Annotated in this window: 28 protein-coding genes; 13 read left to right on the top strand and 15 right to left on the bottom strand. The window is 52.7% G+C overall.

From position 1 onward, the window contains the following. The coding region (locus ABJN86_RS00960; protein WP_348431839.1) for a hypothetical protein at positions 1 to 423 on the top strand (423 nt) is incomplete at its 5' end. Then, complete coding sequence (locus tag ABJN86_RS00965; protein ID WP_348431841.1) at positions 424 to 726, top strand: hypothetical protein; 303 nt, start codon at positions 424 to 426, stop codon at positions 724 to 726. Positions 727 to 783: 57 nt separating this feature from the next. Here ABJN86_RS00965 and ABJN86_RS00970 read toward each other — a convergent pair whose 3' ends face one another. Beyond that, the gene (locus tag ABJN86_RS00970; protein WP_348362577.1) at positions 784 to 1,329 is read right to left on the bottom strand and encodes a hypothetical protein; all 546 of its coding nucleotides are present in this window, start codon (positions 1,327 to 1,329) and stop codon (positions 784 to 786) included. A gap of 97 nt (positions 1,330 to 1,426) precedes the next feature. On the opposite strand from ABJN86_RS00970, the gene ABJN86_RS00975 reads away from it, so the two are divergent. Further along, the gene (locus ABJN86_RS00975; RefSeq protein WP_348362578.1) at positions 1,427 to 2,119 is read left to right on the top strand and encodes a competence protein CoiA family protein; all 693 of its coding nucleotides are present in this window, start codon (positions 1,427 to 1,429) and stop codon (positions 2,117 to 2,119) included. Positions 2,120 to 2,139: 20 nt separating this feature from the next. Here the strand turns inward: ABJN86_RS00975 and ABJN86_RS00980 are convergent, their stop codons facing one another. The 8 genes from ABJN86_RS00980 to ABJN86_RS01015 all read right to left on the bottom strand — a co-directional run bounded on the left by ABJN86_RS00980 (position 2,140) and on the right by ABJN86_RS01015 (position 11,096). Further along, positions 2,140 to 2,430: a HigA family addiction module antitoxin gene (locus ABJN86_RS00980; protein ID WP_348362579.1), complete on the bottom strand. Its 291-nt coding sequence runs from the start codon at positions 2,428 to 2,430 to the stop codon at positions 2,140 to 2,142. Between the two features lie 322 nt (positions 2,431 to 2,752). Further along, the gene (locus tag ABJN86_RS00985) at positions 2,753 to 4,207 is read right to left on the bottom strand and encodes an ATP-binding protein (RefSeq protein ID WP_348362580.1); all 1,455 of its coding nucleotides are present in this window, start codon (positions 4,205 to 4,207) and stop codon (positions 2,753 to 2,755) included. Between the two features lie 107 nt (positions 4,208 to 4,314). Then, the gene (locus ABJN86_RS00990; RefSeq protein WP_348362581.1) at positions 4,315 to 5,538 is read right to left on the bottom strand and encodes a retron St85 family RNA-directed DNA polymerase; all 1,224 of its coding nucleotides are present in this window, start codon (positions 5,536 to 5,538) and stop codon (positions 4,315 to 4,317) included. 185 nt (positions 5,539 to 5,723) lie between these two features. Further along, positions 5,724 to 6,035, bottom strand: a complete 312-nt coding sequence (locus ABJN86_RS00995) for a hypothetical protein (RefSeq protein WP_348362582.1) — start codon at positions 6,033 to 6,035, stop codon at positions 5,724 to 5,726. Continuing rightward, complete coding sequence (locus ABJN86_RS01000) at positions 6,032 to 6,592, bottom strand: hypothetical protein (protein ID WP_348362583.1); 561 nt, start codon at positions 6,590 to 6,592, stop codon at positions 6,032 to 6,034. Before ABJN86_RS01000 ends, ABJN86_RS00995 begins: the two co-directional genes overlap by 4 nt. Before the next feature lie 35 nt (positions 6,593 to 6,627). Further along, positions 6,628 to 10,083, bottom strand: coding sequence for a DNA methyltransferase (locus ABJN86_RS01005; RefSeq protein ID WP_348362584.1), 3,456 nt, complete (start codon positions 10,081 to 10,083; stop codon positions 6,628 to 6,630). Then, on the bottom strand, positions 10,084 to 10,662 hold the full coding sequence (locus tag ABJN86_RS01010; protein ID WP_348362585.1) for a hypothetical protein: 579 nt from the start codon (positions 10,660 to 10,662) through the stop codon (positions 10,084 to 10,086). Further along, positions 10,662 to 11,096, bottom strand: a complete 435-nt coding sequence (locus ABJN86_RS01015) for a helix-turn-helix transcriptional regulator (RefSeq protein ID WP_348362586.1) — start codon at positions 11,094 to 11,096, stop codon at positions 10,662 to 10,664. The genes ABJN86_RS01010 and ABJN86_RS01015 overlap by 1 nt, the downstream gene beginning before the upstream one ends. A 175-nt stretch (positions 11,097 to 11,271) precedes the next feature. On the opposite strand from ABJN86_RS01015, the gene ABJN86_RS01020 reads away from it, so the two are divergent. Continuing rightward, positions 11,272 to 11,490 carry a hypothetical protein gene (locus ABJN86_RS01020; protein ID WP_176249802.1) on the top strand — a complete coding sequence of 73 codons (219 nt, stop codon included), beginning with the start codon at positions 11,272 to 11,274 and terminating at the stop codon, positions 11,488 to 11,490. 217 nt (positions 11,491 to 11,707) lie between these two features. Then, a complete protein-coding gene (locus ABJN86_RS01025; RefSeq protein ID WP_348362587.1) occupies positions 11,708 to 12,931 on the top strand; it encodes a tyrosine-type recombinase/integrase in 1,224 nt (407 codons plus the stop codon). A gap of 114 nt (positions 12,932 to 13,045) precedes the next feature. On the opposite strand, the gene ABJN86_RS01030 is transcribed toward ABJN86_RS01025, so the two are convergent. Both ABJN86_RS01030 and ABJN86_RS01035 read right to left on the bottom strand, forming a co-directional pair. After that, positions 13,046 to 13,321 (bottom strand): DUF6525 family protein, encoded by a 276-nt coding sequence (locus tag ABJN86_RS01030; RefSeq protein ID WP_348362588.1) that lies wholly within the window; start codon positions 13,319 to 13,321, stop codon positions 13,046 to 13,048. Positions 13,322 to 13,470: 149 nt separating this feature from the next. Next, positions 13,471 to 14,190 carry an MgtC/SapB family protein gene (locus tag ABJN86_RS01035; protein ID WP_348362589.1) on the bottom strand — a complete coding sequence of 240 codons (720 nt, stop codon included), beginning with the start codon at positions 14,188 to 14,190 and terminating at the stop codon, positions 13,471 to 13,473. Positions 14,191 to 14,397: 207 nt separating this feature from the next. Here ABJN86_RS01035 and msrB point away from each other — a divergent pair, with 207 nt between their 5' ends. Together msrB and msrA are read left to right on the top strand one after the other, a co-directional pair. Then, on the top strand, positions 14,398 to 14,841 hold the full coding sequence (gene msrB / locus ABJN86_RS01040; RefSeq protein ID WP_348362590.1) for a peptide-methionine (R)-S-oxide reductase MsrB: 444 nt from the start codon (positions 14,398 to 14,400) through the stop codon (positions 14,839 to 14,841). Beyond that, positions 14,841 to 15,347 carry a peptide-methionine (S)-S-oxide reductase MsrA gene (gene msrA, locus ABJN86_RS01045; protein ID WP_348362591.1) on the top strand — a complete coding sequence of 169 codons (507 nt, stop codon included), beginning with the start codon at positions 14,841 to 14,843 and terminating at the stop codon, positions 15,345 to 15,347. Before msrB ends, msrA begins: the two co-directional genes overlap by 1 nt. Before the next feature lie 2 nt (positions 15,348 to 15,349). On the opposite strand, the gene ABJN86_RS01050 is transcribed toward msrA, so the two are convergent. After that, positions 15,350 to 16,051 (bottom strand): hypothetical protein, encoded by a 702-nt coding sequence (locus tag ABJN86_RS01050; protein WP_348362592.1) that lies wholly within the window; start codon positions 16,049 to 16,051, stop codon positions 15,350 to 15,352. Then, entirely contained in the window at positions 16,023 to 16,319 is a 297-nt protein-coding gene (locus ABJN86_RS01055; protein WP_348362593.1) for a hypothetical protein, read from the bottom strand. The genes ABJN86_RS01050 and ABJN86_RS01055 overlap by 29 nt, the downstream gene beginning before the upstream one ends. Positions 16,320 to 16,481: 162 nt before the next feature. Here ABJN86_RS01055 and ABJN86_RS01060 point away from each other — a divergent pair, with 162 nt between their 5' ends. The 4 genes from ABJN86_RS01060 to ABJN86_RS01075 all read left to right on the top strand — a co-directional run bounded on the left by ABJN86_RS01060 (position 16,482) and on the right by ABJN86_RS01075 (position 19,969). Beyond that, positions 16,482 to 16,790, top strand: coding sequence for a hypothetical protein (locus ABJN86_RS01060; protein WP_348362594.1), 309 nt, complete (start codon positions 16,482 to 16,484; stop codon positions 16,788 to 16,790). A gap of 113 nt (positions 16,791 to 16,903) precedes the next feature. Then, complete coding sequence (locus tag ABJN86_RS01065; protein WP_348362595.1) at positions 16,904 to 17,518, top strand: ribonuclease HII; 615 nt, start codon at positions 16,904 to 16,906, stop codon at positions 17,516 to 17,518. Between the two features lie 109 nt (positions 17,519 to 17,627). Then, on the top strand, positions 17,628 to 18,728 hold the full coding sequence (locus ABJN86_RS01070) for a site-specific DNA-methyltransferase (RefSeq protein WP_348362596.1): 1,101 nt from the start codon (positions 17,628 to 17,630) through the stop codon (positions 18,726 to 18,728). Positions 18,729 to 18,919: 191 nt separating this feature from the next. Continuing rightward, positions 18,920 to 19,969: a hypothetical protein gene (locus ABJN86_RS01075; protein ID WP_348362597.1), complete on the top strand. Its 1,050-nt coding sequence runs from the start codon at positions 18,920 to 18,922 to the stop codon at positions 19,967 to 19,969. A gap of 1 nt (position 19,970) precedes the next feature. Here the strand turns inward: ABJN86_RS01075 and ABJN86_RS01080 are convergent, their stop codons facing one another. Both ABJN86_RS01080 and mutY read right to left on the bottom strand, forming a co-directional pair. Continuing rightward, positions 19,971 to 21,110: an alkane 1-monooxygenase gene (locus ABJN86_RS01080; RefSeq protein WP_348362598.1), complete on the bottom strand. Its 1,140-nt coding sequence runs from the start codon at positions 21,108 to 21,110 to the stop codon at positions 19,971 to 19,973. A gap of 66 nt (positions 21,111 to 21,176) precedes the next feature. After that, positions 21,177 to 22,223, bottom strand: a complete 1,047-nt coding sequence (gene mutY, locus ABJN86_RS01085; protein WP_348362599.1) for an A/G-specific adenine glycosylase — start codon at positions 22,221 to 22,223, stop codon at positions 21,177 to 21,179. A gap of 170 nt (positions 22,224 to 22,393) precedes the next feature. On the opposite strand from mutY, the gene ABJN86_RS01090 reads away from it, so the two are divergent. After that, positions 22,394 to 22,861 carry a DciA family protein gene (locus tag ABJN86_RS01090; RefSeq protein WP_348362600.1) on the top strand — a complete coding sequence of 156 codons (468 nt, stop codon included), beginning with the start codon at positions 22,394 to 22,396 and terminating at the stop codon, positions 22,859 to 22,861. A gap of 16 nt (positions 22,862 to 22,877) precedes the next feature. Continuing rightward, on the top strand, positions 22,878 to 23,531 hold the full coding sequence (locus ABJN86_RS01095; RefSeq protein WP_348362601.1) for a DsbA family protein: 654 nt from the start codon (positions 22,878 to 22,880) through the stop codon (positions 23,529 to 23,531). Position 23,532: the final 1 nt, after the last annotated feature.

Raw genomic sequence — 23,532 nt, forward strand, 5'->3', positions numbered from 1 at the left:
ACTGGCAAGCCGACACGGCTGAGCGAGAAGTTGAACGCGGAACTGGACACGATCCGGCAGGACTACGCCGCCTCGATGGCATCCCAGCTGGAGAGCTTCAGGACCGATTTGAAGCACATTGCGACCATCGCGCATCGTACAATCGAGAGCGATACCCGCACCTTTTTGCGACAGAACAAGAGCTGGCTGACGATCTCGCCCTGGCTGATCACGGGGACGTTCTTGGTAGGGGTCGTCTCGATGATGGCCGCGAGCTTGCTTTGGACACTGTTGCTGACCAACTCGGAACTGACAGACTTGGGCCTGACGCGGATCGACAGGGAGGACGGGACCTGGCTGGTACTGGACCCGACGAAGACGCGGCTGAGGACCTGCACACTAGGCGGCAGGTCAGTGACCTGCATCAAGATCGAGGAGAACTAGATGATGACACCCCTGACAGCCTTGGCACGCGACTTGCTCGCCTGCGTAGAACGGTTGGTGACGGCCTGCGAGGTCTCAGCAAAGGAATTGAGCGGGTTAGAGGAACGCTCGACGACAAGGATGCAGAGCCAGATGGATGGATTGGCCGCCTGCGTGTCGGTGCTCATTCAATCGCAGACGGCGTCCGTGGCTGCGTTGCACGGCTTGCTGAGCGAGGGCTCGAATTACGGGAAGCTGCGCACGCAACTAGAGACCAGCTTGAAATTAACGAAAGCCGCCGAAGAGAGGTTGAGGCAGAGCTAGAAGAGCGGGAAATCGAGATGGACAGGGGGATGACGCATTAGGGGTTAAACGTTCGACTCATTTCCCTAGTTGGGTTTCAGGCATGTTTTCCCAGGATAATCGTAGATTATTGCCTTGTCGTTTTGGCAAGTTCGCTCGTTTCACAAGACGTCCAGATACCTCAAAATCATTGTCGATCTTCACTATGAGTAATTTACTGAAGTGCCTGTCGAGACGGACACTAGTCTGCTCTTTGCCGTTGATCGGCGCGATCGTTTTGATCTCAACGAAGTCGTTACCTAACCTTCCATCGGAGCCTTGGGCATAATTTTTGTGCAGTTTGATTCCATACATTATGGCTCCAAAAAGCTCACCAATGTCGCCGTAGACACTTAGATGTTGCCCAGTGTCGTTGAAATAGGCTTCGGCTAGCGTCAGTAAATCTTGGAAATATGGGATCAAAGTTGGATCAGCATTTGGATAGTTGCGGCGAAGTTCAGCCTCTCGCTCCAGTTCAGCAAGTCGGCTGTACGTGGTCTCTTCTGGATCGATAATGCTATCCCATCCAAGCCATTCGCCATCAATCCAGAACGCGTTGTCTGGGCCTAGTACATCCACTGTCATTCCAAACTCCTGTTTCGAAGATCTAGCCTAAGACTTTGGAGAAATTATGACTAACCGTACCCTTGGAAATGCACTTCAGAGCAACCACTTATTCTAAATGCGTTTTGCACTCTTGAATGATCATCGAATTGAGGCGTCTCCTGGAGCTCAGGGCGTCTGTCCAGGCTGCAATGCCGATATGTTAGCCCGTTGTGGAGCTAAGAAAGTATGGCATTGGGCGCATAAAGGCCGCCGTCATTGTGATCATTGGTGGGAAAATGAAACCCAATGGCATCGTGACTGGAAGAACCGGTTTGAGACTGACTGGCAGGAGGTGCCAGCCCGTGACGAAATGGGCGAATTGCATATCGCGGATATTAAAACACCCAGCGGTCTTGTGATTGAGTTTCAGCACTCTGCAATCAAGCCAGACGAAGTGGTGAAGCGGACGAATTTTTATGGCCAAGTGATTTGGATCATCGATGGAACTCGCCGCCCAACTGATCTCATCCAATACGAACGTATGCTTTCAGAAAATTACCCACAACGGTTCGATGGGGTAGACATCTACACTGTCTATTGCGAAGAAACTCGACTTCTCAAGGAGTGGGGGTCATTGGGTAAGATAGTCGGCTTTGATTTTGGCGGCGACAATCTATGCCTGCTCACAGCTGCACAAGGTAGAAGCCGCTATCTATTTGATTTTTCAAAGGCGGAGTTTGCAAGGTCGATTATCGAAGGAAGCCCGTTGCCTGTGGTTCAGTTCGCAAAGCCCACCCAGCGGGGATATCGTCGGCGCAGAAGGTTTTAGTAAACATCCTGCTAACCTCACTAAGCGGCAATTAGTGGTTCAATGCCAGAGACGTCGACTTCCTTAGCTGCTAGAGCCATGTCGAAGTTCGTCTGTAAGTTCACCCAGTAGGCCGGGGTTGTGTTGAACACTCGAGCGAGGCGAAGAGCCGTGTCAGGCGTGATCCCAGTCGTGCCCTTGATCAACCGCTCGATCCGCGTCCGAGGCACACCCAGACGCCGCGCAAACGCGATTGCCCCCATGTCCAAGGGATCAAGGTAAAGCTCTTTCAGGACCTCACCAGGGTGCATTGGCTCTTCAAGCGGGCTCATTTGCGCATCCTCTACGTGTCAACTTTGTTTCCGGTATAGTGCGGCCTGTCAGGCCCAAGCTTGATAGCTTGCAAGTGTAAGCCGATCAAGAACCGGTCAAGAATATCCATCGCGAGATATGGAGAAGGTGCGTTGGTGCCACCATAGATATGGTAGTGAAGGGGCGAAATTTACCTTCGTGTCCTTTGATCGAATGACAAATGTCAAAACCGGATCAAGAAATTTCGCGATCACAAAAGCGCACCAAGGCATTGTTTTTAAATGATTTAAAAGTATCACCGGGTGACGTGAGGCAACGATGATCAAGAGTGGATCAAGAAACTTATGCCCACCATGGGTGGTAACCGGCGCGAGGATGATCTTCATCCGCAACTTTGATCAGATCAGCTTCCATAGCCTTCTTCAAAACCGCAGAGGCCTGCGCCGCGTTTCGCGTATCAATCCCGAACCTCTGACAAAGAGTTGTATTCTTCATTCTTTCGCCAGCCATGAACTGAAGGACCGCATGGAAATAGCAGGCCCGAACCCGCTCTTCACCACTCATTTCGGCAAACGTACGCGGGCCATACATCACCACTTGCATCGATGTAGCATTGGATTTCAACAAAGGCGCGGGCAACTGAAAAACCTCAACCTCCCTGAAAACCTTGTCTAATCCGCTTCCTTGTTCCTCGCACATACCCATGCGCCTCATAAGCGATGCAAGTGCTTCGTTGCGCGAACGCGGGGGCAGATCGATCATACGTTGAGTATCCACCAAGGGCGATCCAGGGTTCGTAATTTCGATGCGATCCTCAAATAGCTCGATTTGAGGACCTGCTCCTGTGATGGTCATGTCTTGATGAATCAAGGCATTCGCCACCAACTCGCGGATAGACAATCGAGGAAACAACGGGTGTTCCTCCCGCAGAGCTTGGCCGATGTGCTCATTCTGTGGCAGTAACCCGTTAATATACTGCAGGAGCCCTTCAAAACCGGAGGCATAGCCCCTTTGGCCATCGTGCCGGTGAGTTACCGTCGCTGTGCGATCAACACCATCGTAGCGAACAAAACGGACACCTTTCCGCTCAATGCTGCTACCGAAGTCGCGAAGGTTGGTGGCGAACAGAATTGCACCAAGGTTTAAAATATTCCATCGACCACCGACGTCCTTCTGGATCAACCGATCACCCGCAAGCTTTTCCAGTATGTGGTCGCGGTTGGTTGGTAGCTGCTGACGAGTAAGCGAAAAGTAGGATGGGTAGTCTATCAAACGCAGAACATCATCTGCCGTTAGATAGCTCGCCGCGATACCGAGTTCCCAAGTATAAGGCCGCATCTTCTCGATAAGCGCCTGATATCTCCCGGGATCATCCGAAAGCTTGGGCGTTGCACTACCGATCCTAATATACGGCACACTTTCAAAACTTGTTGGAGCCATCGTCGGGGCAGGTATTTCCAACAGAATTATTTTACCATCAGGATGGTCAACGGGACGAAACTGAAGTGCCGGAGCCGGACTGAGGCGTTGACGTAACCAAAGTTCAAAAACCTGATTGCCAATATGCTTGGAAAATGGATCAAAGGACGTGCCGATAACTTTGTGAGTTCCATCTTCGACCCCCCAGACGAGAAAGGCTTGTTCTTTCCCTTCAAGCCGAGCGGCATTTGACAGGGCGGAAATCAGCTTCCCGATTTTGGCCTCGTCGGACAAGCTGCTCTTGAACTCTAGCCACGGGGTTTCTACCGGCTGTGCGCGCAAATCATCAATCAAATCTATGTCACGCAGTGAATTCAAATTTGCCTCTCCTTCGATGGGCATATTCTATTAGCTTGGGGTTTGATTGTCACTGACCCACAACATCTTGAGTTTAGTCGGCAGAAATTTCTTAAGCTATATTGGGATCATAGATTCGTTGAGGACCATCGCTCAGCCTCAATGCGGTCGGCGGCACCGATCTTTCTGTATGCTTCTTGCAGCCTCTTCTTAACTGCTGCTTCGGTTGTTTCCAGTCGCATGGCGATTTCCATGTTGGTTCTCCTAGGAGCCAGTGCCGCCAGAGCTTCTGCCTGACGAATGGTCAGCCGATTGGGAAGGATCGGCCGCGTACCTTTGCCGATCACTGACTGAGACTTGGTTTCCAGCAATTGTTCTGCACTGAGTGCTAAACGTTGCATCTGTGGACTCTCCTGGAACTGTTTAGCCATGCCTTTGATGCCAAGCAGATAGGAGAGGTTTTTCCTTGTAAGTCGGGCGCTTTTCCCAAGCGTATGTAACGTAGCCCTAGTGCGTTTGCGCCAGACCCTACTGGGCTGCATTTTCTCGTTTATGACAACGCCCGTTACTTCCATCCGCCCTTCCATCCCAGAGAACCTTGTTTTTTCGGGCTTAAGATTGAAGCCTTCCCGCTCTACTGCCGCTTGGACGGAGCCTAGGAATTCAGCTTCGATCCGATCTGAGGAGCTGAATGTCAGGTCATCCGCGTAGCGGGAATATCTGTGGCCTGCTTGCAATGCGATACCAGACAATTCCTTATCCAGATTGCGTAGCACGAGATTCGCCAAAGCTGGACTGGTGGGCGCGCCTTGCGGCACGCGATCATCAAGGCAGCACAGGTCTGCGAACATGTCCGAGACATCAGCATCATAACCTAAGGACCTGAAGATTGCGCGTACTTGATCAATCGTGATCGAAGGGAAGAACTGTTTTATATCGACGTTGAGCACATGGGCTGCGCCAAAGTGGAACGTGGCGTTTTGAACCGCACTTCTGCCTGCGACAAATCCAAAGACGTTATCTGCAATCTCGACGTGATTAAGAATATTATCCAAGATCCACCACTGGATCACCTTGAGGTACGTCCTTGGGGTATCAATATCCCGAGGGGTGCCATCCTTTTTTCGTAAAGGGAAAGAGCGATAGTGTTTTCGTGGCTGTCGTCTGATTGAAAAAATGGTCTTTGAGCTTATCCCTAGAAAAAGCGGCAATGAACCGACACTAGGGATCGGCGGAATTCCAAGTTCTCTGAAACGAGCGGCGCCTTCATCGGAAAAACCACCTGGCTCAGCACGCAGAATTTCTTCTAGGTGTCTGAAATCTTTGGGGAAGTAATATGAGCGAGTTGGCATCTACAGTAACTTCCAGTCTTTTTGATTAAGACTGCCTTGAGCGCGTGGCCTAGGTCGAAGAGGCATTTTGGCGGCAAGGTCCGGCAAAATGCCTCTTCGACCTAGGCCACGAGCCCCTTCAAACCAAACCTGAACAACGGCTCGCCGAAACAGCGAACGAACTGAACGCGATACCAACTCGCAGATCATTTGTACCTCCGTCGTTGGGCTTTCATCAAGAACAATCGGCGATTGTCGATTGAGCGCTCAAGGCCTTCGCGGCGGACAAGGAGCTTACCTTTAGGCGTCATGAAGTAGACGCCCCGTCGGACAGGAATCACCATCCCGTTGGACCTAGCGTCTTCATGGGCTTCCCGAAGCAACCCTTTTTCCAACAACCAGGCAGAAAGTTCACCGCCAAGAAGGCTTGCGGCATTGTTTTCGATATCTTGAATCCGGGCAGGCTGAATCACCGCAAGGACTGACAGATACGCAAAAAGTGGATCAACCCTTTTCATGGTGAAACAATTCCTCTGGCAGCGCGTTTTCTAGCCCGGCTCGTAACGAATTGTTCTACTGCTTCCCAGCACGCTTCAAAGTCCGTGTAGTCCAAAAATCGAACATCGGCGCGGTTATCGCGCGCGGCCTTCACTGGCCCTGAGTTCATGTAGTTCTTGTGCTCTTGATACTGTTTATCCACTATCACCAGCATCTTCCCGCAAATGTCCTCCATGTGCGAAAATGCTCCTAACTCAAGGAATGAGCCGGGACTGCTTGGAAGCATAATGATTGCGTCTGTTTCGCCTGACCTTGCATGGCTGATCTCGGCCAGAGCAGCATTGTTATGATCCCCAAGAAGAGGATCAACTGCTTCAATCAACTTCTCATATTCGCCAAGCGTGACAACCCAGCCTTCTGCTTCAAGGGCGTGGTAAAGCTTGTACCTCAGAACAGCCGCTACGTTTTTTGCGTTCTTTCGTGGTGCTTTCGCAGTCTCAATAAATGGTCCAGCCAAGAAAACGACCCGCTCAAGACCCGCTGCTCGTGCAGCATTCCGAAACTTTTCTTGATTCAATAACCTGTCGGTTCGAGGGGGGAGGGGGTTTCCGGTCAAGCTGCGTACCTCCCATCATCGCCTTTCTCTGCCTGTCCCAATGCAGCCAAGCTATCCAGCAGCGGTTGCACGCTCGTTGTCCGTGCTCGCATAAAACGGCGGGCGATCTGGTCGGGGGTGGCTTCGCCCATTTCGGACAGGGCCTCGCGGACGGCGGCGATTTGGTCTGGCAGGGTTTTGGGCCATGGGGCCTTTTCCACCTTTGCGATTGCGCCGAGGTCCATCTCTGTGGTTTTGCCCTTGGTGGCCTGCGCGCCAGTGGGGTTCTGGTAGTCAGGGCGGAGCCAGCGGATTTGGCCGCGGGCCTCTTCTTCGGCGCGTTCTTTGTTGAGCGCGACGAGGCGGAGGAGAATGTCTTCGTCGCTCAAGTCCACCGGCCAGCCATAGGCTTCGGCCACGGCAGCGTCGATCTGGTCGTGCAGGTCACGAAGGATGCTGACCAAGCCTTGGTCATAGATTTCCTTGTCCTTGCCCTCGATGGTTTCCCCCGCGCGGAGCTTTTCGAGAACATTATACATCTGCGTCAGGGTCAGCTTGGGGTGTGCAGCCTGTTGGCGCTTGCGATGGGCGTCGAGGTCTTCACCGAGTTTGCGAAGGTTGGTCTTTTGCGAGTCAGTGAGTTCGGGAAAGGGGAATGAGTCGAAGCACCTCGACTTGACGTAAACGGGATCGTTTCCAACACCCAGCCAGCTTCCAGAGCGCAGCGCCCATTTTGTATGCATTTTGCTCGATAGAACTGAAAGCCATTCAGCATCAGCGAGGCCAATCGCCACCAACTTATTGTCGGCTCGGGTCCGACCGTCAAAGAAGCGAAAAACTCGATGTTTCGCCGTCTCAACGGTGCCTATAAACCGAGGCAAACCCGATACGGCCTTTCGATAGGTTTCATTTGTGCGGCCAAACCAATGCCAATTAATACGTCTGAAGTCCTCACGATTTTGATCTCTCTCGGGTTTGACGTTGTCAAAAACGTGCTGGTAAACTGATGGAAAAGTACTTTTAACGTCCTCCTGCGAAAGGGGGTAAAGATCAATCACCATTAGGTTTCTTGGCGTCGCCATCACGTCTCGTCCGTTGAAATACTCCAGAATATGCCGGTCCATGCCCTTAATCTGGTTCAGCCCAAGTAAGGCAGCTTCATCTTTTGATACGAGGAAGCCTAGGCCATGCAATGCAACACCACGAGACGCCAAAGCATCGTTTGCGGCGATGGGTTTAGCTCCTGCTACGTCCGCACCTATCTGAAGGTTGGCAAATACTTTCCCAACTTGATAGCTAAAGGTAACAACCCTGCCATCGGCTTCGTTCTTCTCTTTGCTTTCTGTCGCAAGAATGAGTAGCCGTCCTGCTCGGTTGCCAGCCGCACCTACCGTCATTCCGATACGTACGTCGGCATCGCCTTTCCCACTATCAACCCAAGGATGGTCAGGAATGGCGAAGAGCAGCGAGAGCGGTTTTTTTGCATCGTTCAAATGCGGCTCTAGCACTCTTCGGTTAAATGTCTGGCGGAGACTATTCGTTGTAATCAAGCCAAAGCGGCGGGTGCCTTTGCCTGTCTTGGCGTTCCATCCCCGCGCAGCAAGTGCTGCCTTTTCCCACCAAAACATTACCAGATCAGCACTTTGCGGCATCTTGGGGTAGGCTTTCCACAACGCCTCAATATAACCGTCACCTAGGCTCTCGCGCAGGCGCGAGGCCCCAATAAAGGGCGGGTTGCCCACGATGAATTCGGCCTCGGGCCATTTTGTCGCCTTGGGCTTGGTGTAGTCATAGACCTGCACACGTGCGTCGGGGTCTGGCACTTCCTCGCCCGTCACATTGTGGCAGATCGTGGTTACTCCGTCCCAGCGGGTGACTGGCACACCCGTATCATCCATGCGCGGGGTACGGTCGGACCATTCTAGTACGGCATCTGCGTTGCGGATGTTCTTGAAGTCGCGCAGAACGGGTTCAGACGGGGCGGCCTTGCCATAGGTGCGGAAGTGCCATTGCAGATAGCCAATCCACAGCACCAGCTCGGCCACATTCGCAGCCCATGGGTTAAGCTCGATCCCCAGAAACTGGTGCGGGTCCACAGTGATAAAGCTGGTCTGCGTTTCGCCCAATTCAGACAGTAGCGCGGTCACCTCGCCCTCTAGCCGTTTCATCATCTCAAGCGCGACATAAAGAAAGTTGCCGGAGCCGCAGGCGGGATCAAGCACGCGGATTTCGCAAAGCTTGCTATGGAAGTCACGGACGAGCTGTAGGGCGTCGTCGGATTTGTCGTCTTCGGTCAGGCGCTGTACGGCGGTTTGCACATCGCGCCAATCTTCGCGCAGCGGTTCCATGATCGTTGGCGTGACAAGCCGTTCCACATAGGCGCGCGGCGTGTAGTGCGCGCCCAGCTTGTGACGCTGGCGTTTATCGAGCGCGCGTTCGAGGAGCGTGCCGAAAATCGCGGGCTCGACCTGTTTCCAGTCGGCCTCTGCCGCCTCGATCAGCAGGCCCAATTGCATGGCGTTGAGCGGTAGGGCGTCGGCATCTTTGAACAGACCACCGTTAAAGCGCTTGAGGTCCTGCATGAGTACAGGGGAGAAGCCGCCAGTGTTCATCACCTCCCAAAGGCTTTTGAGCGTTGGTTCGGCGTGTTCTGGGTGGCCGCGCAGTTCCTTGAGCTTAGCGGTGAAGCTGCCCAGCGGGATCAGCTCTACATCCTCGGCGAACATGGAGAAGAGGCAGCGCATAAGGAAGCGCGCGACAGTTTCGCTGTTGTGGCCTTGGCTTTCAAAGCTTTTGCCGAGTTCGGCAAGGTGTTCGGCGATATCACGGGTGACTTCGGCAGATTTGAGCGAGGGGTCGAGGCCGTAGGGATCAGACCAGATGGTCCGCAGCAGATTGCGTGTGTCTTCGTTGTGAAGCTCATCAATGAAGATGCGGTAGCGGTTGCCATCGGGGAACTGGTTGTAGCCTTGGCCTTGGCGCGAGAAGTCAGCGTAGAGCTCGATCACGTGACCTACGTCAACAACCATAAGATAAGGCGGCCAGCCATCATCCTTGGCAACGGCGCGCGCATAATTGTCAGCTTGGTTGCGTGCCTTGAGCATCGTGTCGTCCCAGGCAGCGGTTCCCCGCACGCCGTGGCCGGTCCGCTTTTGTTTGCGGTCGGGCGTGCCTTTAGTTAGGTCGCCTTGCCGGTTCTTCTTCTGGGTTACGCCTTGCTTGGTTTCCAAGATGAAATGACCACTGCGATAGACATCGACGAAGCCGGTGCTGCGCTTGTGGGTGTGGGCAAAAGTGACGGGCCGTTCAAAACGATAGTGGTCATTCGCGTCGTCGTCGGTCGCCGGAAAGGGCCGTTCGAGGCCGAGCAGCTCAGTCAGTTCGATGATAAACAGCTGGTAATTTGCATGTTCGCTGCCGCCAGACGGCTTCCAGCGCGCGATAAACTCGCTGATCTGCTCTTTGGTGGTCATTTACTGGTCAATCACTTTCAGCTGAAAAAATCTTTGGTCAATAAAAGTCTCAATGGAATAGGTGTTTAGGAAATGAGCGCTCGCTTCCAGAGGTCGAGTGAGAATCCTTTCTGCCAGCGCTACGATGCCACCAATCAAGATGCCAGGTGTCATCCATAGCAACGGATAAAGTGTGAAGCTATCCGCCCAGAAATTTAGGTAGAGCATAGGCCCGACAAGAAACGGCAAGCCGACGGCAAAGAGATAGCGCAGTGGCTTTATTTTCAGCGCTATCACCTCGGCAAGTTTGTTGTGGTCATCATGCACTTGGTTTTCCCAAGCGAGGTATTCGTCCTCCAATTGCCCGCGAAGGTAATGACCGCAACGGCAATAGTCGCGGGTAAGGTACTCTGCTTCACCACAGGCGGCGCAGTCCATCGCGTTCCCATTGATGTTTTTGGGGCGTGAAGGATCATGCGGTTCTGTCGCCTTCTTGATTTCAAGCCCATGCTCGTCGAGAAAATGGTCGAGCTTCTCAGACAGCGATACTTTGCGGGGCCTAAGGACGTGAACATTTGTAGGAAAACCAGTGTCCGACATCACGCTACCAAACCTAGAATACTATCAATTCGTTGCGTGTTAGGAGCGCTTTCAGTGCTGCTAAAGGCATCCAAATTGAGGAATTCAGCGAATAGGAAATCGATTGCGTCCCATTTCTTTTCCGGCGTCACTATCAAGCGGCGTTCGATTATACGGTTTTCTACGGCCAACCCGATCTTGCGATAGGCTTGTGTGAATTCATCGTGCCGTCTGCTTTTGCCGGTCTCGGTGTCACCTTCCAGCATCCACAACGGATCAACGTCGAACTCTTCGTAAACTTTGAGCAAGAGTTCGGCGGGAAGATCGCGCTGGCCACGTTCATAGTTCTGGAACGCACTTCGACTAATACCCAAACGGCGGCACATATCCTCTTGGGAGAGTTTTGACATGTTTCTCACCGCCGCAAGGCGTTCCCCCATCCCTTGAATAGACATTTTTAACTTTCGTTTGTAGTCGTGTTGACCTCATTCGTGATCATATCTAACAATATGCGTTACGAACGATGGCGATACGCCTGATTCATGCAAGATCAGCGTAGTTTTGTTTCTTTCTGAACGCAAAACTAAATCTCTCGCCTCGAATTGTGAGCAACTGATTGAGAGGCGATTTATGACCAAACTTCTCGAAACACCCAAAGAGCTAGCAGAGCGAGTTGGCATTCCGGTGACCAACGTTCGCTATCTGATCCGCGAAGACATGTTGGACCACATCTACACGGCACCGGGAAAACGTAACCCCAAGATCCCGAGTGGAGCGTGGGAAAAATATGTTGCCCTTTTCACCGTCAAGGCCGAGCCCAAATGCGCAAGCAGTGGCAGGAAAGGATGAAGGTAATGCAAAATGTAGAACACGCTGACACCTCGCAAATCCTCGGGCTTGGAAAGACGCCCGCTCAATGGGTCGAGGTCATGGCGGACTTAGGCATCGAGATTTCCGAGCGGACGCTTCGCGAACGAGCGAATGATACAGGCGCATTTTATCGGCTGGGGCGGACCATGCTGATCACACCCGCGCAGATCGATACGATTTTTGAAGGAGGTCAGTCATGCCGCTCCAAATCTACAAGAGGGGTCCCTTCTACTGGGTTAAGGGCTGGGTCGAGTACAACGGCAGGCGCATCGCAGGCCCATACCGGCGAAGCACTAAGGCATCTACAGAAGCGGGCGCGCGGGACTGGGTAGCGTTTGAAACTGAAATGCAGATACGTCGACATGTTGTTGGTGATGAGATCAGCAAGACATTTTCAGATGCAATCATGCTCTACAACGCCTCCGAAGAAGACGCTGAGCGACTCATTCCAATTGTCAAAGAGATTGGGGCCATGCCGCTGACGGATATCACAGGCGCTTTATTGAAGAGCTTTGGTCCAGATTGGAAACCGAGGGCATCGACCGATACTTGGTGGAGGGAAATCGTTACTCCAGCAAGCGCTGTCATCAATAATGCACACCAGTTATTGGGAACGCCTCTCATCCGCGTAAAGCCCTATGACAAATTTGAACGCATTTCGCAGGACAAACTGCGCGACAAGCCGAGCCGCGTTGAGCGAACCCCTGCGGACAAGGAGTGGATCGAGGCGTTTTGCAGCGCAGCTGATCCATATAACGCGGCGCTGGTCCGGTTCATGTTCGAGACGGCGGCTCGGATCGATCAGGCTGTTTCGTTAGAGCCTCATGATCTGCGGCCCGCCGAGAACAAAGTTAAGGTAAAGGCCCAGAAGGGACACCCCGAGAGCTGGATCACGGTATCGCCAGAGATGATGGACGAACTGCTGGCTTTACCACCAAAGCGACCCAAGAACCGCAAGACCGGTAAATTCATGAAGCCGCGCGTTTTTGGCTATGGCAGCTCGACTGGATACAACACACGCTGGAAGACGATCTGCAAGCGGGCTGGCATCCAATATCTATCCGCGCACCAAGCAGGGCGGCATGGGTTCTTCACTGAATTGGTCGTGCGGCAAGGAGTCGATCCGGTCACAGCAGCCAAAGCTGGTCGCTGGGCTGACCCCAATTTGCCTATGCCCATGCAGAGACCGATGAGGCCGATGTCAGGGCCCGTTTTCGTACAAACCATGTACAGGAAGACCCTGTACAAACACCCAAGCAACAGAAATCAAAGAAGGAATAACGCTATGAACGGTTCCCTCCTAAGGGGCAGGTTATTGGTTCGAATCCAATCGGGGTCACCAAAAACACCTATAAAATACGGACTATTTACAGGGCTTTGTGCAGACGCTTGCAGATACTTGTGCGGCGATGCAGGTTGATGTCGGCTGAAATGGTCAAATTCCTATACAAAACCCTTGAGGCTTACCCTAAATAATTGGGGCTCGTAAACTATGGCGACAAACCAGCATCAAGGCATTTAAGGAGTCCTGAGCTTATGGCAGCAGGGAGCGAGTGGTGTAGCGGTCGTTTGTGAGTGTTTTAGCTTCAGCTTCCGCAAGAAGGTGAATTGTTTCCTCAACATTCAGGCCCTTCGCTCGAGATTTTTCCCAGATGCGTCGGGCCGAGGCGGGCGACCAAGGGAGCGCTGCTTGACCAAGCCAATGGCGTAGGGGGGCGGGCAGTGCATCATAGGTATGCATCGGGTTGCCGTGGCGACGTTTACCACGAAGGCTTGTTTGCCCGAGATTGCGATTGGGTTTGGGAAGCATCGAGTTCGCCGGCTGACCAAATTAGACAGTCATGTAACTAATGCGGTTACTAAATTTGTGCAACACAAAACGCTATGTGGTGGTCGTGAAGGGTTTAGAGCCCGTTACGTGAGTTCAAGCAGGCCCAACAACCGATGTGATCGCATAGCCTATACGGTTAAGTCGTCTAACGAGGACCAGAAGGTTCGCGTGATGCGTGGCTCCATAGCCATCTGGCTGATTGAGCGTTCGATATTGCGTTCTGTTGAGCCTTCGCCATGCACGTTAACAATAATTGTAACTTCCTTATCGTCGCCATCCACTTCGGTTGCATCGAGATACAGGTTGTTGACGGCTAAGTTGCGCACAATAAAGGCGCGCATCTCTCGTTCGTCACTTCGCGCGCAACGAAGTCGCATTTGGAACACCCGTTCTTTCGCAGGGCTGGAACGCGTGACTTTGTTGAGGAGCTTCACAATGGGGCGCAAGGCAAGGTTAATGAAGACAATCAACCCGGTTAAAACAGCCGCATAGGGCAAATGACCTGCGCCTGCCATCATCCCTACTGCTGCAGAGCACCAAAGGGTCGCAGCGGTATTCAACCCATGTACGTTGAATCCGTCGCGAAAGATGATGCCTGCTCCCAAAAAGCCAATTCCCGAAACGATTTGTGCCGCTACCCTTGTCGGGTTGATGTCATTTGGGAACAGGGCCGCGAAGGTCACAAAGCCTGCCGCTCCTAGTGCAACCAACGCGTTGGTGCGCAATCCGGCCATCCGCTGTCGCATCTGTCGCTCGGAGCCGATCAATCCACCCAAGAGGGCTGCAAGCGCTAAGTTTAGCGTGGCTTCAAAAAGTGACAGATCTAATTCGGCCATTAATGCAGACATGGTGGTGCGTTCTCCTAGTTGCTGTATTTCTAACAGCCCTTAGCGTTGGCGCTAGTAGTTTACAGCATGTGACGCGATAAAAAGCGGTCCATGTACGGAGGTAAGATCGAAGCTTCTCCGGCTCACAAAGTTGTGGGTGGGTGGGAATCCCTTGACCTTGATCATATCTATCCATGAACTACCAACGACCCCAATAGGAGCGAAGCTATGAACTATGCCAAAACTAAAGAGGCTTTGGATAAGCTGACGCCAGAGCAATTTCGCGTCACGCAACAAAGTGGTACCGAACGTGCGGGAACGGGCGAGCTGACCGGGAACAAAAAACCGGGCATCTATGTTGATATCGTTTCGGGCGAACCTCTGTTTGCATCTGGGGACAAATACGAATCTGGTTGTGGGTGGCCTAGCTTCACAAAGCCAATTGTGACCGAGCATGTGACCGAGCACCGTGACGAAGGGTTCGGTATGGTGCGTGTTGAAGTGAGATCGAAACACGGCGACAGTCATTTAGGTCACGTGTTTAACGATGGGCCGCGCGACAAAGGTGGGCTTCGGTATTGCATTAACTCCGCAAGCTTGCGTTTTATACACCGCGACGAGATGGATGCTGAGGGCTACGGCCAATTTATTGAACAAGTGGAGGATGTATAATGACTGAACGCGCTATTCTTGCTGGGGGGTGCTTTTGGGGCATGCAGGATTTGATCCGTAAACTTCCCGGAGTTGTCTCTACGCGGGTTGGTTATACTGGCGGGGACGTCGACAATGCGACTTACCGGAACCACGGAACGCATGCGGAGGGCATTGAAATTGTCTTTGACCCGCAGGCGACCAACTACCGCAAGCTGCTGGAATTCTTCTTTCAGATACATGACCCTTCGACGCCAATGCGTCAGGGCAACGACATTGGGGCGTCTTATCGGTCGGCCATCTACTACACGGATGATGCGCAGCGTGACGAAGCGATAAACACGATTGCGGATGTGGACGCGTCCGGCTTATGGCCTGGAAAGGTCGTGACAGAGGTTGAGTCGGTGGGACCCTTTTGGGAGGCCGAGCCTGAGCATCAGGACTATCTAGTGCATCGTCCAAATGGCTACACTTGTCACTTCGTTCGCCCAGACTGGGTGCTGCCCCGAAGAGAAGCCGCGGAGTAGCATTAGATCATTTTGATCGCGTTCGGCTCTACTGCTAAAACATAGCCTTTGCGGGCTATGTTTTTGATCAGCAGCTCGCTCATCATCTGATTGCCCAAGTGGTCGCGTAGGCGCTTGATGCGTGTTGCGCCTGCCGCCTCGTCGCAGTCCACCTCTGGCTTACCTGATATCATGGCTTCAATTTCCAGACCTGACAGAATGTCGTCGTCCAATCGGGCCTCGGCCAAGACTGACAATGTCTCCAATGACGCTTCAGTCAATCGGAACTCCATATCGTTGATCTGTACGATACGCTCATCACGACTGACCACGAGTGAGCTTACTTGAATGCCCGTCTTTTCAATCTCGGCCATACGGCGGGCAAGCGTCACCAAGAACACAATCGAGACCAATGCCGCAATTAGCAATGCAGTCGCAAAGATCAGCAACACGAAGATGATGAAGCGATAGGATGCCAGCGTGTCGGAAAACGCGGTTCCTGATTGCGCCAGTATTTCCAACAGGCGAATTTCGCCGCCTTGGGTGATTGCGTCATTCTCTATAAAGAGGCGCTCCACCCGCATGTTGAAGGCATTAGCATCTGGCAAGTTGAGAAAAAGCACAAGGGCCGCGACGACCAATATGCCGACGATTACGGCCATGCCGATGACGATAACCTGTGTGGGAGAAGGTGTCTTAGTAGCGGAGGAAGAAAGATCCGGCATTTGCCTTCCTCCCGTTCAAACCAGCATCCTCAAACACTGATACGATATTAAGAAGTGTCCAACCAGATGACGCGAGACGCGGCGCGATAGCTTGCGCGGCTGCTCTGCGAGACCCGCAAGAGCTGTCTGGAATGCGCGCGACCCCATAATGCAACTTCAATGGGCTATCTTTCTTAGCCTTATAGTCTGCGTAACAGGCTGCGTGCGCCGGTGCGGAGATTACAAGCAGCCCAAGGCCAAGCGCGAGTATGTGAATGCTGTGTTTCATAGGCCAACCATGATCTGCGGCGCAGTGATATTCAATAACAAGCCACAAATTTCGACCAGTTATCTGATAACTTTCGGCTGTCATTGAGCGACATTCCCCATTGCGGCCAAGGTTGGTTCATCAACAGCACGCCCTTTGAGGCACCTTAACAAAGGAAACACTATGACACGCCAATTTATAGCCGCCTTGCTGAGCCTTTCCCTTGGCTTTAGCGCAATGACCACTGCACCAGCGCGTGCAGACGAAGATGTTGTGAAAGTGATCGCGGGGCTTGCCCTGCTTGGTGTTATCGCCAGCGTGGCGAATGACAAAAAACATAAAAAGGTCGCGAAGGAACGCGTACATAAGCCACAGTATGTCCAACCGCGTCGTCACCCCCAGGTACACCGTCAGCAGCGCCGTGCACATAAACAAGCACATTCGTTCCACACGCATAAGAGTCACGGTCGCCGCATTCGTCACAGCCACTAAGTCATAATCGAGCAGCAGCGTAGTTGGGGGCGGGCCAGATGGTCCGCCCCTATTGTATATATAGGGGACACCCACGGTTGCGCTTGGAGGCGAATCCGTTTCTTGGTGTGGCCATGACAGGACCAGATTTCACATATGAGCAGGCGTTGATCGCCAAAGGCATTCTTACCATTGCGGGAACGGATGAGGTCGGGCGAGGCCCTTTGGCCGGCCCCGTGGTCGCTGCGGCGGTGATACTGGATCCATTGAACATTCCCGAAGGGTTGAACGACTCAAAGAAGATCAGCCCAAAGAAGCGGGATGTTATGTTCGAGCAGATCATCGTTTGCGCGCGCTACTGTATCGCCGAGGCATCGGTTAAGGAGATCGATGCACTCAATATCTACCACGCGTCCCACCTTGCAATGTGTCGCGCTGTGGAGGGCTTGGGACAGGTGGATCATGTACTGGTCGACGGAAATAAAATCCCGCGCGATATGCCGCCGCCTGCGACAGCTATCGTGAAGGGTGACGGCAAATCACAGTCAATTGCTGCTGCATCAATACTCGCAAAAGTGACGCGCGACAGACACATGGATGCACTGGCGCAACAATACCCCGGCTACGGGTGGGATAAAAATGCCGGCTACCCCACAAAGGGTCACATTTCTGCACTAGCTGAATTTGGGGTTACCCCACACCATAGACGTAGTTTTAAGCCCGTACACAATATCTTGTGTCACCAGTAAATTTTCAACCCATTGAATTTTAAAGCTTTTGACACCGAATCGCCTTTGACTCATCCTTAGGACAACACAGCGAACAAGCACGAAACGTGCACCAGCTTGAGGCGATAAAATGGGTAAAATGACTAAGGTGATGCATGATGCATTGCCACTGAACACGATCATGAACGGCGATTGCATTGAAGCGATGAACAGCCTTCCAGAGGCTTCCATCGATCTGATCTTTGCTGATCCACCATACAACCTGCAATTGCGCGGCGACCTTCATCGTCCCGACAACTCCAAGGTTGACGCGGTTGATGATGAGTGGGACCAATTTTCCTCATTCAAAAAATATGATCAATTTACCCAAGCATGGCTAAAAGCCGCCAAACGTTTGCTTAAGCCGAATGGTGCGATCTGGGTGATTGGGTCTTACCACAACATTTTCCGTGTTGGTCACGAGCTGCAGAACCAAGGGTTCTGGATGCTGAACGACGTTGTCTGGCGCAAGTCCAACCCAATGCCAAACTTCCGCGGCAAACGGTTGACCAATGCCCATGAGACACTGATTTGGGCGTCTAAGTCTGAGGGTAGCAAGTACACGTTCAACTATGAGGCCCTGAAGGCCTTGAACGAAGGCACACAGATGCGGTCCGATTGGGTTCTGCCGATCTGTACTGGCCACGAGCGCCTGAAAAACGAGGAGGGCGATAAAGCCCATCCAACACAGAAGCCTGAAAGCCTGTTGCACCGCGTCTTGGTTGCGACAACCAATCCTGGCGATGTTGTCCTTGACCCGTTCTTTGGCACTGGCACCACTGGTGCAGTTGCGAAAAAGCTGGGCCGCGATTTCATCGGGATTGAGCGCGAAGCAGCCTACCGTGAAGTGGCTGAGAAGCGTCTTAAAGACGTTCGCAAATTTGACCGGACTTCGCTCGAAGTTACCCGTTCCAAACGCGCAGAGCCACGTGTGCCATTTGGCCAGTTGGTTGAGCGCGGGATGTTGACACCCGGCGAAGAACTCTGGAGCCTGAACGGGCGTCACAAAGCCAAAATCCGCGCCGATGGTACGTTGATTGGCGATGACGTCAAAGGCTCGATCCACCAGGTTGGGGCTGCGCTGGAAGGCGCGCCAAGCTGCAATGGTTGGACATATTGGACATTTAAGCGCGATGGCAAGAAGGTCCCGATCGACCTTCTGCGTCAACAAATCCGCGCGGAGATGAACTAAGCCACACCGAATTTCAAAGTTACCGCCTGTGCCTGCAATCCTTTGTAGGCACGCAACTGCCCCGCCCTGTTCTCAGGTGCGGGGCATTTTTTTGGTGAATTTTCATAACTTGTTAGTCTGGTCACGGCGGGCATGAAAGTCTAAATAAGTTGGATATTGTTTTACCAAGTATCTTACTGAACGGCTTTGCCATGTCCGAACTTGAAAGAATGGAAACCGAACTGTTTCAGCTAACTCAGCAGTTGGCCGATTTTTTAGCGCTTCAATCTCATGAACGCAGCACACCCGGTTTCGCAAAAATTTGGCGACCAATCTCGCGCTACCGCATCAAGTTGCGCTCAGCGCTTCAGGATCGCGGTTCGATCCTATCTGATCCGCGCGACATCGACCCTAGAACCTCAAGGATTGAACAGCGCGTAGGATATAACGCGGCTCACAGACGCTTAAGACTTTGGCCCAACATTGAGAATATGGTGAACAAGCAAGTTTCACCCTTTAGCCAACAGCTCATGCCACGGACTGAGGACTTGATGGAGGGTGCGCACAACCGTTACGTGAACCACCTGTATTCCGCACTTCATACGCTGGCGTTGCCATCAGCCGAAGCCATGTTGAATCTGTTGTCAGATGCGCATCCAGACGTTGCTCTTCCAGCCACGCAGTTTGAGGCGTTGATGCACGCGGCCTACCGAATATGTTTGGCGCAAGGGCGCGAAAAGGCGCCGAGATTTTTAGATGTGGGATGTGGGGGCGGCACTAAAATTTGGGCCGCGTTGCCGTTTTTCCCCGATGCTCGCGGGCTTGAGAATAACCCAACACAGGTACAAGTCGGTGCTGCGGCAATGGCGAAACTTAACGCGCCGGATCATTGCATCATAGACACAGATGCCCGCAACTTCACTGATTACGCCAACTATGACGTTATCTATTTCTATCGGCCGCTGAAAGATCCAGATGGTCTCAAGGAAATGGAAAACACAATTCTAAGACAGGCCCGCCCTGGAACGATCTTGATTGCCCCATATTTAGGTTTCTCTGCAGAGCGTGACGACGAGCGCTGCTCAATCATAGCGCCGTCGATCTATGTTGCTGGCCTTGCCCCGTACCAAGCTGACGCATTGCGAAATCGCGCAGAAAAGATCGGCACCGAGGCCCCTAGCCACAGCAGTGCCGCTGATGCGGCCTTGGGGTACTGGCGGCCTATAGTCGAGGCTTCTCGCCGGAACGGGTACGCGTTGTAGATTACCGAGGCACCGGATTGGTCGCGGTCTTATACGGTGCCCAATCAGTGATCTCCGGATAATACATCGCGCGCCATTTGCGAACCTTCGGATTCATGATGCGCCGGTAGACCGGAGGAACCATCGCGGCCATTGTCATCACGGGGTACCCATAAGGCAGTTGCGGCGCGTCTTCTGCTGTATGGTTTTGCAGCAGAGGAAAGCGGCGGTCCGGTTTGTAATGGTGATCTGAATGGCGTTGCAAGTTGATCAACAGCCAGTTCGACGCGCGATGTGCCGCGTTCCATGAGTGCCGAGGTTGAACGTGCTCGTACTTACCCTCACCCAAGTGTTTGCGAGTCAGCCCGTAATGTTCAATGTAGTTCACCAGCTCTAATTGCCAGATCGCGATGTAAGCTTGTAAGACGAACAGCCCAAGTCCGGCCCAACCACCGATCATAAATGCCAGAAGTAGCATGGCAGCTTGTAAGGCCACGTACCGATAAAACGGGTTGGAGGTATCTGATGCAGGTAGGTTTTTGCGCTCTAGCATCGCCTTCTCGGCGCCCCAAGCAGATAGAACGCTTTCGCGAAGAACTCGTGGGAAGTAACGGTGAAATCCTTCATTGTATCGCGCCGTGACGGGGTCTTTCGGCGTCGCGACATAGCGATGGTGAGTTAGCAAATGCTCGGATCTAAAATGTGAATACAATACCGACGCCAAAAGCAGATCACCGAGCCAGCGCTCAAGCCTATTCTTTTGGTGCATCAGCTCATGGCTATAGTTTATCCCAATAGTGCCTGAAACTACGCCGATGCCAAAGAAGAGCGCGATCTGTTCGCCGCCACTTAGGTGGGGCGCCCGTGTGGCATATGCGATCATGCCAAATATCAGTAAGAACTGTAGGGGGAACCAAGCAATCGTAATGGCGCGGTACCAAAACAAGTCATCCTCGGTGGTTTCCAAGTCTGCGTTGTCGAGGTTCAGGCCGGTAATTGCATCCAGAACAGTAAACATCCCCCAGCCATAGAGTGGCAAAAGTGCCAGCCACCATCCACCTTGCGAAGCTCCAACAAGCGTTAGCGGGATCATCACGAGTGATAGCCAGAATGGGACTGCAGCACTAAATTTCGAGACGTCGTCGGAGGGTAAGGTTGTCATGATTCACCTTTGTGGGATCAGGATATTTCACAAGAACTGTAACCCGTTCATGCCGTGCCTACAATTCTACTCGAAGCGATGTTTCGCCGCGTCAAAAACCTTGCGCATAACTGTGGGTAGGGCAGAAGGTTTGAATGCGTGGTGGGGGATGTAATTCCCTGTATTAGGCTCTGAATCGATCGTTGTCGTCATTACTTCAAGGATCAAATGGAAGTGTGTAAATGTGTGGCGAACTTCCATGCCTTCGCGCTCCCAAGTCGCATGAACAGGGGGTGCTGGGGCTGGATTATCTCCCCATTCCGATCCCGGCCAGCCAAGCATTCCACCCAACAAACCCTTCTCGGAGCGTGTCTCAAGCAACCAGTCCCCGTTTGAGTTTCGTACGACATAGGCAACACCACGCCGTGTCGGTTTGGGTTTCTTTGGCAGTTTTCGCGGTAATTCGGCGGCGCTGCCTGCTTTTCGCCCCACGCAAGGGTCGCGCCACGGGCAAATTCCACATGCAGGGTTTTTCGGAGTGCATATTGTGGCCCCTAGATCCATCACTGCTTGTGCGTAATCACCCGCCCTCTTGGACGGTGTTAGGACCTCCGCGAGGGCCATTAACTTCGGTTTAGCAGTTGGCAACGGGGTTGTTATTTCGTGCAGCCGAGCCATGACGCGTTCAACGTTCCCGTCCAAAACCGTTTCGGGGAGGTCATATGCGATCGATGATATTGCGGCAGACGTATAGGGGCCAATTCCCGGTAAGGCCTGCAACCCGTCGCGATCTGTGGGGAAGTTCCCCCCAAATTCATGGGCCACAACCCGCGCACACTTCAGTAAATTACGCGCTCGGGCGTAGTAGCCTAATCCGGCCCACGCGGCCATGACATCTGCATCATCGGCGGCTGCAAGCTCGGAAACGGTTGGCCAAAGAGTGGTGAATTTGAGGAAATAATCTTTGACCGCCGCAACCGTCGTCTGCTGTAGCATCACTTCGCTTAACCATATCCGGTAGGGATCGGGTGTAACGCCTTGTGCACGCTCATACGGTGGAACTCGCCATGGCAGTGCGCGCGCATGTTGGTCATACCAAGCAAGCAGAGTGTCTGAAGAGGCAAGTTCACGCAAAGTTTATTCTTTCATTTGGTCGCTTTTATCTGACACCGCGAGGGTGAAGCGTTAGGTTGTTTGCGCAACCTAAGGCAATTTCCGTGACTCGCAAGCAGACGCCATATTCCGCAACTACCACCAAAGGCCGCACGCCATTCCGGCGCCGTGGCTCTAAGGGGTTTTCCGCGATGTCCGGATTTATTGATGGCCAAGTTCGCAAAGCCGGAGAGCAACGCGGTTTCGCCGTTATGCGTCTTTTGACGCATTGGAGTGAAATCGTGGGTGAAGACACTGCTCGCATGGCCCACCCTGTAGACGTTGGATATGGCCGTGAAGGGTTTGGCGCGACTTTGACGGTCTTGTGTAGCGGATCGACCGCCCCTTTGGTTCAACAAATGTTGCCGCAAATTCGTGAGAAAGTTAACGCTTGTTATGGGTATTCTGCCATTAGTCGCGTTCGCATTACCCAAACTGCCCCTGTTGGTTTTAACGAAGGGCAGCGGAGCTTTAAATCTGCGCCAAAGGTAAAAGATCCCGCATCTGAGCATGTCGTATCCGCGAGCAAACAACTTGCTAGCGATGTAGAGAGCGACGGCCTCCGTCGCGCATTGGAACAACTAGGCCAAAATGTCATGGCCAGAACTTCGAACACCTGAGAAGGAATTTAAGCAAATGAACCGCAATATCCTGATTGCAATCGCAGGCGTTATAGCCATCGGTCTTGGCGCTTTTGTGCTGAATGGCAACAACACTGCTCCTGTCACCGAAGTGAATGCTCAAACGGCGGCCGCAAGTGATGTCGATACGTCTAGTATCAAAGATATGAGCCTGGGTGCAGAAGACGCTCCGATCACATTGGTCGAATATGCGTCGTTTACTTGCCCACATTGCAAATCATTCCATGAGAACGTGCTAGTACAGCTTAAGAAAGACTACATCGACACAGGTAAGGTGAAGTTCGTGTTTCGCGAAGTTTACTTTGATCGCTACGGCCTGTGGGCGGGCATGGTGGCACGTTGTGGCGGCGGGGATCGTTACTTTGGCATCACTGATTTGATTTTTGAACAACAACGTGAGTGGACACAGGGCGAGCCCGCACAAATCGCCGCGAACCTTCGTAAATTTGGTAAGCAAGCGGGTCTGGATGATGAGACGCTGGAAGCATGCTTGACAGATGGTGAGAAGGCCGCCGCATTGACCGCATTCTACCAAGAGAATGCCACGGCTGATGGGGTTCGTGCGACGCCGACATTGATCATCAACGGTCAGCACCACGAAAACATGAGCTATGATGATCTGAAAAAAGTTCTCGACGCCGCCTTGTAAG

This window comes from Litoreibacter sp., from assembly GCF_039974535.1.
Taxonomy (GTDB): Bacteria; Pseudomonadota; Alphaproteobacteria; order Rhodobacterales; family Rhodobacteraceae; genus Litoreibacter.

What these genes read in the sequence shown, in the direction of transcription:
- ABJN86_RS01020 (WP_176249802.1), top strand. Translation starts at nt 11,272, where the DNA reads ATGACCAAACTTCTCGAAACACCCAAAGAGCTAGCAGAGCGAGTTGGC.
- ABJN86_RS01070 (WP_348362596.1), top strand. Translation starts at nt 17,628, where the DNA reads ATGGGTAAAATGACTAAGGTGATGCATGATGCATTGCCACTGAACACG.
- ABJN86_RS01090 (WP_348362600.1), top strand. Translation starts at nt 22,394, where the DNA reads ATGTCCGGATTTATTGATGGCCAAGTTCGCAAAGCCGGAGAGCAACGC.
- ABJN86_RS01030 (WP_348362588.1), bottom strand. Translation starts at nt 13,321, where the DNA reads ATGCTTCCCAAACCCAATCGCAATCTCGGGCAAACAAGCCTTCGTGGT.
- ABJN86_RS01080 (WP_348362598.1), bottom strand. Translation starts at nt 21,110, where the DNA reads ATGACAACCTTACCCTCCGACGACGTCTCGAAATTTAGTGCTGCAGTC.
- msrA (WP_348362591.1), top strand. Translation starts at nt 14,841, where the DNA reads ATGACTGAACGCGCTATTCTTGCTGGGGGGTGCTTTTGGGGCATGCAG.
- ABJN86_RS01060 (WP_348362594.1), top strand. Translation starts at nt 16,482, where the DNA reads ATGACACGCCAATTTATAGCCGCCTTGCTGAGCCTTTCCCTTGGCTTT.
- ABJN86_RS01050 (WP_348362592.1), bottom strand. Translation starts at nt 16,051, where the DNA reads ATGCCGGATCTTTCTTCCTCCGCTACTAAGACACCTTCTCCCACACAG.
- ABJN86_RS01065 (WP_348362595.1), top strand. Translation starts at nt 16,904, where the DNA reads ATGACAGGACCAGATTTCACATATGAGCAGGCGTTGATCGCCAAAGGC.
- ABJN86_RS01015 (WP_348362586.1), bottom strand. Translation starts at nt 11,096, where the DNA reads ATGTCTATTCAAGGGATGGGGGAACGCCTTGCGGCGGTGAGAAACATG.
- ABJN86_RS00975 (WP_348362578.1), top strand. Translation starts at nt 1,427, where the DNA reads ATGCGTTTTGCACTCTTGAATGATCATCGAATTGAGGCGTCTCCTGGA.
- ABJN86_RS01075 (WP_348362597.1), top strand. Translation starts at nt 18,920, where the DNA reads ATGTCCGAACTTGAAAGAATGGAAACCGAACTGTTTCAGCTAACTCAG.
- ABJN86_RS01055 (WP_348362593.1), bottom strand. Translation starts at nt 16,319, where the DNA reads ATGAAACACAGCATTCACATACTCGCGCTTGGCCTTGGGCTGCTTGTA.
- msrB (WP_348362590.1), top strand. Translation starts at nt 14,398, where the DNA reads ATGAACTATGCCAAAACTAAAGAGGCTTTGGATAAGCTGACGCCAGAG.
- ABJN86_RS00970 (WP_348362577.1), bottom strand. Translation starts at nt 1,329, where the DNA reads ATGACAGTGGATGTACTAGGCCCAGACAACGCGTTCTGGATTGATGGC.
- ABJN86_RS00980 (WP_348362579.1), bottom strand. Translation starts at nt 2,430, where the DNA reads ATGAGCCCGCTTGAAGAGCCAATGCACCCTGGTGAGGTCCTGAAAGAG.
- ABJN86_RS00995 (WP_348362582.1), bottom strand. Translation starts at nt 6,035, where the DNA reads ATGAAAAGGGTTGATCCACTTTTTGCGTATCTGTCAGTCCTTGCGGTG.
- ABJN86_RS00990 (WP_348362581.1), bottom strand. Translation starts at nt 5,538, where the DNA reads ATGCCAACTCGCTCATATTACTTCCCCAAAGATTTCAGACACCTAGAA.
- ABJN86_RS01025 (WP_348362587.1), top strand. Translation starts at nt 11,708, where the DNA reads ATGCCGCTCCAAATCTACAAGAGGGGTCCCTTCTACTGGGTTAAGGGC.
- ABJN86_RS01095 (WP_348362601.1), top strand. Translation starts at nt 22,878, where the DNA reads ATGAACCGCAATATCCTGATTGCAATCGCAGGCGTTATAGCCATCGGT.
- ABJN86_RS00965 (WP_348431841.1), top strand. Translation starts at nt 424, where the DNA reads ATGATGACACCCCTGACAGCCTTGGCACGCGACTTGCTCGCCTGCGTA.
- ABJN86_RS01005 (WP_348362584.1), bottom strand. Translation starts at nt 10,083, where the DNA reads ATGACCACCAAAGAGCAGATCAGCGAGTTTATCGCGCGCTGGAAGCCG.
- ABJN86_RS01010 (WP_348362585.1), bottom strand. Translation starts at nt 10,662, where the DNA reads ATGTCGGACACTGGTTTTCCTACAAATGTTCACGTCCTTAGGCCCCGC.
- ABJN86_RS01035 (WP_348362589.1), bottom strand. Translation starts at nt 14,190, where the DNA reads ATGTCTGCATTAATGGCCGAATTAGATCTGTCACTTTTTGAAGCCACG.